Genomic DNA, 6,891 nt, shown 5'->3' with positions numbered 1-6,891 from the left:
GAGTACAATTATTCTTTTCGAACTATCCCAACAACCCACATACTTAAGGCGCCTTTTCTTACAAGACGATAATAAAATTAATTAGAAGGAAAAATGAATAATAATAATACAAATTTAAACAAAACATAGACTATATTTTATTTAAAACTAAACCAAAAATCTAAGGGTTGTGTGGGAAGTGTGGAAAAGAAAAATTGAAACCATGCCTAGAACAGAAATTGAGAAACTTCAAGGAGAGAAACTCAAAAGACAAGCACAACACGTGTACAACAACTCAACACTTCACCGAAAAAAATTCGACGAAGCCGGAATAAAGCCGGGAGACATCAAAACTTTAGCAGACCTAAAAAAGATACCGCCAATGACAAGGGAAGATATGAAGAAAGCGGTCACCAAAGAAGACATTTTCGGAGGGAGACTCTGCGTACCGAGAGAAAAACTCTGGCTCATGTTCAATCCTCCAGAGATAATGGCCCAACCCCCACTAATACTCACCGCGGTAACCCACAACGACCGAGAGACAATAGTAGAACAACTAACCAGATTCATGGTGATGTCCGGAATGGTGCGCGGAGACATCGTTGAGCTCCAAGCAAGCCAGTGGGAAGTCATAGGAAGACTCCTCGAAAGCGTGCATCACGCTCACCCCAGTGTGCAAACCACAATACCTTTCACCACTATCCCCATCGAAAGCACGCTATCCCTACTAGACGTACCCCGAATGACCTACCTAGCAGCCTTCTTCAAACCCCGCGTAATGATCACCACCGCAGACGTAGCGAAACTAATGGTAAAAGAAGCCGAAAAAGAGGGCAAAGGCCCCAAAGAAGCATTCAAACCCCAAATAGTAATACACAGAACAAGACCCGGAAGCCCAATACTGAAAAAAGACATGAGAGAAGAATTCAAGAAAACCTGGGGCGGAACCCACCTAAACATGCTAGACATTCAAGACAACCACTTCTACGCATTGGAATGCGAAAAATGTAACGGACTACACGTATGGGAAGACCACTTCATAGTAGAAACAATGGACCCCCAAACCGGAAAAATAGAATCAGACGGAGCAGGAAACCTAGTAATCACCAACCTAACCGAAGAAGCAACCCCCCTCCTAAGATACGTATCAGACACCAAAGGCAAACTAGTAAAACAACCATGCGAATGCGGAAGAACACACACACGAATCCTCCTAGAAATCTAAAAAATGAAATAAAAATAAAAATTATGAAAATGAGAGAGAGGTTTAAGATATGAAAGAAGAGAGAGGAAAATACTGGAACCCAATAATCGAAACCATGCCCCGAAAAGAAATGGAAGCACTACAAACAAAAAGACTCATGCAAGAAGTAAGACACGCCTACTATAACGCCCCCTACTATAAGAAAAGCTTCAACGAGGCAGGAATCACACCCGAAGACATAAAAACCATACACGATGTCAACAAGCTACCCATACTATACAAGGACCACCTAAGAGACTGGCGGGCAAAAACCGGAGACCCCTTCGGAGGAGTACTCGCCATAGAACTAGGAGAAAAAGTACTCACCATAAACGCCTCCACCGGAACAACAGGCATACCCACCATATTTGCCTACACCTGGAATGATAGATTAGTAGCCACAGAGCAAGAAACCCGAATGAAATGGATGAGAAACTATCGACCAGGCGACTTAGTCTACATGACCGGATTCCGATGGCACGGCTACGTAGTACAAGCATACTCCGGAGCAGACCAACTAGGCGTACAATGCGTCCTCGACTGCGGATACCCCCTACCCTTCATATCCCAAAAACACGTAACAACAATGAAAAACCTGCGACCAGACATCTACGCCGGACCAACACTAACACTATACTCCATCATAGAAGAAGCCAAAAAAATGAACGAAGACCCCAAACAAATATTCAAAAGCTGCAAATCACTCGAAATCGGCTACGGCGATGTGGTTACGAGGGCGGTTAAGAGGCGTATTGAGGCTGAGGCTGGTGTTCACCCGGATAAGATTTTTGATTGGGGTGGGGTGGCGGATCCTTTGTGGTACTATGGTGACTGTCCGTTCCATGTGGGTAATCACTCGTGTGATGATATCTTCTATACTAATGTTTGTGATTTTGAGAGTCATGAGCCGGTGGCTGAGGGTGAGCGTGGCGAGCTGGTTATTACTAATCTTTTTGCTGAGGCTACGCCGATGTTGAGGTGGGGTTCTGAGGATACTGCGATTCAGAATACTGAGAAGTGTCCTTGTGGTCGGACTTATTCTCGGTCGACCATTCTGGGCCGGGAGGCTTTTGCTGCGAATATTAAGGGGACTATGACTTTTCCCTCGGAGATTGAGAACGCGTTGGGTGATATTCCAGGGTTTACTGAGTATTTCACTGTCCTTAAGTATAAGAAGGGCCCCATGGAGACACTGAAGATTAAGTTGGCTGTTGATGCGACTAAGATTAAGGACAAGGATGATTTTACAAAACAGGTTAAAGGTGCTTTGAAGGATAAGATGGGTGTGGATTCAGAGATCGAGATTGTGGAGAAGGTTTCTGATTTGCCTTTCGTGGGGCACAAGGTTATTAAGCTCTTAGACCTGACTAAGGAAGCTCAATAATTCCCCCTTTCCCTTTCTTTTTTTAAAATTTTTATCTGGTTTTGTGTTTTAAATTTTCGTTAGTGTTATTTTAGTTTTTTCTTTAGGGCTTCTATGGCTCCTCCTTCTTTTATGATTTCCATTAGGAAGTCTGGTAGTTTTGTTCCTTGGAGTTCTTCACTGGTTTTTGTGTTTCTGATTATTCCTTTTTCGAGCTCGATTTCTATGGTGTCTCCTTCTTCAAATTTTTGGGCAACGTCTTTAACTTCTACTAGTGGTAGTCCGAGGTTTATGGCGTTTCTGTAAAATATTCTTGCGAAGAATTCTGCTACTATGGCAGCTACACCCAGTTTTTTGAGAACGTAAGGGGCTTCCTCTCGGCTGGAGCCGCATCCGAAGTTTTTTCCTGCAACAATAATGTCTCCCGGTTTTACTTTTTTTGCGAAGTCTGGGTTTACCATTTCCATGGCGTGGCTTGCCATTTTGTCTTCGTCTCTTATGGTTAGGTAGGGTCCGGCAATAATTATGTCGGTGTCAATATTGTCTCCAAATTTCCAAACTTTTCCTCGAATAACAGTGGTCATAAAACACACTCTCCCACATACTTCCATTTATGATGTAATTAAGCTCCCTTTTTTTCTTCTCCTCTGTTTTAAATTTTTCTGGGATCCGTTATTTCGCCTTTTACTGCTGATGCTGCAACCGTGTATGGGGACGCTAAGTACACTCTACTTTCCTTGCTTCCCATTCTTCCGATGAAGTTTCTGTTTGATGATGATATGCACACCTCTCCCGGTCCCAGTACTCCGGAGCTTCCTCCGATGCAGGGTCCACAGTGTGGATTGCAGATTACACATCCTGCATTAAGGAATATTTCGAATAGTCCTTCACGCATTGCTTGGGTGTAGACCTCTTTGGAGGCGGGAATAACAATACATCTCACGCCTCTGGGAATCACTTTACCCTTCAAAATTTTTGCTGCCGCCCTCATATCCTCAATTCTGCCATTGGTACATGAACCAAGGAATGCCTGGTCTATTTTTATTCCCTCGACCTCTGAAACTTGTACTGAGTCGCCGGGGCTGGGCGGCTTTGCCACCTGGGGATCAAGGTTTGAAATGTCCATTTTAATTACTTCCTCGAATGTGGCGTCTGGATCATTTCTAACCACTTCGAATTTTTCTCTGGTTCTAGACTTTACCCACTCGACGGTTTTTTCATCCGGTTCGATAATTCCGGCCTTGGCTCCTGCCTCTATAGCCATATTGCTCAGTGTGAATCTTCCATCAACACTCAACTGTTTGACTGCTTCACCAGCATATTCCATGGTTTTGTAGGTGGCTCCTTCCACCCCGATATCGCCTATTAACCTGAGAATAATGTCTTTACCCATAATAAATTCCGGGATTTTACCCGAAACATCGAACTTTATGGTGGCTGGAACCTTAAACCATAATTCGCCAGTAGCCAGAACCACCGCCATATCCGTTGAACCAATACCCGTACTGAATGCACCAAGGGCACCGTAAGTTGTAGTGTGAGAGTCGCTTCCCACGATGAGGTCGCCTGGTTTTACGAATCCCTTCTGGGGAAAAACTGCGTGGCAGATTCCTTCACGCATTCCCAACCAGTTCTCAATATTATACTTATCCACAAACTCTTGGCACTTCTGGTGTATAATGGCTTCATCAATTTTTCCGGCGGGAATCCAATGATCTATTAAGGCCACCACTTTGTCTGCGTCCCATACACGATCCAAGCCCAGCTCGTCGTATATCTGGGCGATACGCAGTTCAGTCAACCCTCACCCTGGGGGCTGATTTCCAAGCATCTCGTGCACCATGACGCGGTCTATCCTAGCATTAACAATGTCTCCTGGTTCCACTTTCTCGTTACCGGAGTGACTAGCCAAAATCTTCTCCGAAATCGTCATACCCATAAAACCATATCCTCCAAAAAATATCCGCTTATCAATAAATTCAATTAACTATAATGTAAGGATAAAGTAATGTAGTTACCTTAGCTTTTTTAGTTTTCCATTACTCTTTCTTAAAGTCTAATTATTTCTCAATTTTCCGCAATATGGCATCACCGACCTCCTGAGTCTTACTTGGAGACAAACCAGCATACTTCCCATAGCATAAATCTGGTGTTCTAATATTTCCCTCAATTAGAACTTTGGAAACAGCTTCTTCGATTCTTTGGGCTGCCCTTTTACATGCCTTATCTGAATGTTTCAAAGCCAACCATTCAAGCATCATCTTACCAGAAAGAATGGAGCCTATTGGATTAGCTTTCTGTTGACCCGCTATATCTGGGGCGCTGCCATGGACTGGTTCAAACATCCCATATTTTTCGCCAATATTTGCGCTGGGAGCCACTCCCATTCCTCCTATTAGTACTGCAGAAAGGTCGGATATTATGTCTCCTTGGAAGTTTGAGGTCACTACCACATCGTAATGTTCAGGGGCTCTAATCATCCACTGAGTCATAGCATCAACATATACGTAGTCTCTCTCAATCTCTTCGTAACCCTTAGCTATTTCGTCATAAATCTTTCTAAAAAGTCTGCACCCATCCAACACGTTACTTTTATCAACGCAACTCACCCGCCTCTTACCATCTCTGGGAGCCCCACCCCGCCTCATACACAGGTTGAACGCGTAACGAATAATTCTTTCCGCTCCTTTACGAGTAATCACTCTAACATCCACAGCAAGCTCCTCAATTCCTCCTCTGTTCAATGCTCCTCTAATAGGAGCATACAATCCCTCGGTGTTCTCACGTACCACGACAAAATCCACATCTTTAGAACTCTTATCCAGAACTCGAGACTCTATTCCCTCAAACAACTTGGCAGGCCTCAAATTAGCATAAAGATCCAATCCAAACCTTAAACCCAACAAAATGTCTACACCCGCAAGAACACCTCCCGATTTAACTGCACCGGGCCACCCAATAGCGCCAAAGAGAATTGCGTCAGAGTTTTTACAAGCGTCCCAAGCCTCGTCCGGCCACTCCTTCCCAGTTTCCAAATAGTGTTTCCCGCCACAGGGAAATTCTGTGAATTCCAGATTAAAACCAGTCACCACATCTCTAGCTGATTTTAGAATCTTTACAGTTTCGGGAACAACCTCTTTACCCACACCGTCGCCTGAGAAAACTATAATCTTGTATGTTCGAGTCAAAAGTATTCCTCCACAAAAAAATCGAATACGCTGACATATAAGTATCATGCTCAACAAGTTTTAACCCTTTTTTTGAGAAACTATAATAAAAACTGATATTCCACATATTGGATTTAAAGGAAAATTCGAATACTATTTGGAGTTGATTCATTGAAGAAGCGTATATCCCTCAAGCTTATTACCCTGAATCAAATCCGCCATACGTAGAATGTTAATCGCTCTACGTGTTTCAAAACTATTAATATTCTGTATTTTCTTACTGCAGTTCTCCCAAATCTCCAACTCGTCAACTCTGCCGTTTTTGGATAGGTAATCAGTAATACACAACATACAAAATAGCACATTTTCAAAAGATTTTATCCTCTGTAAAACCTCAGACCCTTTCTCTGTAAGTTTGTGATAAATGTGGAAAATATTTTTGGGAGGTGGCTCTGGACCCGCGTACTCCACTACTCCTAGTCTCATGAGGTCAGACATACGTGAATAAACGGAACTCTCCCTCTGTCCCGTAGCCAAGGCAATTTCCGCGGGAGAAACCGCTTTTCTACCCATCATTATGATGACCTTTTTCAGGTAGCCAGGCAGCTCCCCTAGATTCAAATCAGTATCGTCCCGGAGTTTATAGCGGATCCTCACCGTCTGCACAAGACCCATACCTCTGAGCTTTTCCAGCTGGGACCAGCAGGTGCGTCTACTCACACCCAAAAAACGCATAAGTTGCCTTGTAGTCTTAGGGGTCTCCAAAGCCAATAAATAACGTAATTTACCATACAACTTTATAGCATCAATATCTCTAAAAAAATCAATAGCTAAAAAACCCAGCGGTGTCAAAACAAAATAATCATTCTCACTTCTAATAAAACCTACTTTAGTAAGAGGCTCCAAATATCTTTTCCGAAACTTGGAAGAGAAATCCCGCTCAAAACCTAGCATCAGTATTACAGAATCAAAACGTAATCTCTTATTTTCAAAAAGCAAATTTATTAGCGCCCGACGATTCTTACTAGCCAATACCTCTATAGTCTTTTCAGCGCTCAACACAACCACCGAATACGGAAAATCCCTATAAAAAACCTACATAAGCTTCGCTTTTTAGACAAATTATAAAAAACCTTTTT

The 6,891-nt window shown here is 43.0% G+C and carries 5 protein-coding genes and 1 pseudogene; 2 read left to right on the top strand and 4 right to left on the bottom strand.

The window, feature by feature from the left end:
• Positions 1–178 precede the first annotated feature (178 nt).
• The gene (locus ACUVXA_RS13855) at positions 179–1,204 is read left to right on the top strand and encodes a phenylacetate--CoA ligase family protein (RefSeq protein ID WP_445871869.1); all 1,026 of its coding nucleotides are present in this window, start codon (positions 179–181) and stop codon (positions 1,202–1,204) included.
• Positions 1,205–1,253: 49 nt separating this feature from the next.
• Positions 1,254–2,606, top strand: a complete 1,353-nt coding sequence (locus tag ACUVXA_RS13850) for a phenylacetate--CoA ligase family protein (protein WP_445871868.1) — start codon at positions 1,254–1,256, stop codon at positions 2,604–2,606.
• A gap of 65 nt (positions 2,607–2,671) precedes the next feature.
• Here the strand turns inward: ACUVXA_RS13850 and ACUVXA_RS13845 are convergent, their stop codons facing one another.
• The 4 genes and pseudogenes from ACUVXA_RS13845 to ACUVXA_RS13830 form a co-directional block, all read right to left on the bottom strand.
• The gene (locus tag ACUVXA_RS13845; RefSeq protein WP_445871867.1) at positions 2,672–3,169 is read right to left on the bottom strand and encodes a 3-isopropylmalate dehydratase small subunit; all 498 of its coding nucleotides are present in this window, start codon (positions 3,167–3,169) and stop codon (positions 2,672–2,674) included.
• A gap of 68 nt (positions 3,170–3,237) precedes the next feature.
• Positions 3,238–4,524: pseudogene (locus ACUVXA_RS13840) on the bottom strand (3-isopropylmalate dehydratase large subunit).
• Between the two features lie 121 nt (positions 4,525–4,645).
• Complete coding sequence (locus tag ACUVXA_RS13835; protein ID WP_445871866.1) at positions 4,646–5,773, bottom strand: isocitrate/isopropylmalate dehydrogenase family protein; 1,128 nt, start codon at positions 5,771–5,773, stop codon at positions 4,646–4,648.
• Positions 5,774–5,920: 147 nt separating this feature from the next.
• The gene (locus ACUVXA_RS13830) at positions 5,921–6,811 is read right to left on the bottom strand and encodes a winged helix-turn-helix domain-containing protein (RefSeq protein WP_445871865.1); all 891 of its coding nucleotides are present in this window, start codon (positions 6,809–6,811) and stop codon (positions 5,921–5,923) included.
• Positions 6,812–6,891: the final 80 nt, after the last annotated feature.

The organism is Candidatus Jordarchaeum sp. (genome assembly GCF_052745115.1).
The sequence above is the reverse complement of the archived record's forward strand: the minus strand, read 5'-3'. Positions and strand labels throughout refer to the sequence as shown.